Genomic DNA, 1,063 nt, shown 5'->3' on the forward strand with positions numbered 1-1,063 from the left:
CTTTAAGTAATCCTGTGCAACTGAATCTAAAATATTCATTGTATAGTATCCTCCTTCCCTCCAAGACGTTCTTGTCGCTCATTTTCCTTGCGTACAGAGGACCGCCCGTAATTACAACATGAGCATTATATCATATCGGACAAAAGATTGCAAGAGTTTTTTATGCTCTCGGGTGGGTTTTCTGCTCCAAAAGTGATAATGTCTTAAGAAAGCGCAAGAGAAAATGTCCCAAAAGGATTCCTAAAAAACACATATCATAGTAAACTATCTCTTCGGAGGTGGTTTTTATCAGAAAGGTTGAACTTAGAATGAAAGAACAGAAAAAGTACGAAGTGATTAAAAAGCTAAAAGAAACAAACGGAAACAAGAAAAGAGCTGCCGTCGAGCTAGGCTGTACCGTCCGCCACGTAAACCGAATGCTCAAAGGTTATGAGACGCAGGGAAAAGAATTCTTTTCCCACGGAAACAAAGGCAGAAGACCTGCATCTGCTCTCTCTGAGGAGTTAAAAGAGTCTATCCTGCTTCTCTACCAGAACAAATACTATGATTCGAACCTTACGCATTTCACAGAAAAATTGGCTGAGAATGAAGATATCCGGGTCTCAGAGGGAACCGTCAGAAATCTGCTTTACTCTCATGACATTCTCTCTCCCCTTGCATGGAAACGGACTCGCAGGAAACTCAAAGACAAGCTAAAAACCCAAAAGGATACTGCAACATCAAAGACAGAAAAAGAAAGCCTTCAGACTGCAATCGTTGACCTGGAAGATGCACATCCTACCAGAGCCAGATGTTCCTATGCCGGTGAGATGATTCAAATGGATGCGTCTGTACATCTTTGGTTTGGCGAAAACAAAAGCCATCTGCATGCCGCCATTGACGATGCCACGGGAACCCTTGTCGGCGCATATTTTGACAGCCAGGAAACCTTACATGGATACTACCAGGTCTTCCGCCAAATTCTTGAAAATTATGGCATTCCCTATATGTTCTACACTGACCGCAGAACCGTATTTGAATACAAAAAGAAAAATTCTCCAAATTTGGAGAATGATACATTTAC

1 pseudogene is annotated in these 1,063 nt (G+C 41.8%); it reads left to right on the forward strand.

Annotation, left to right across the window (positions count from 1 at the left end):
• Positions 1-308: 308 nt before the first annotated feature.
• A pseudogene (locus D1155_RS04180) lies at positions 309-1,063 on the forward strand (transposase); the annotation flags it as partial.

The organism is Anaerotruncus sp. 80 (assembly GCF_009936115.1).
In the GTDB taxonomy this organism is placed as follows: domain Bacteria; phylum Bacillota; class Clostridia; order Peptostreptococcales; family Anaerovoracaceae; genus Senimuribacter; species Senimuribacter intestinalis.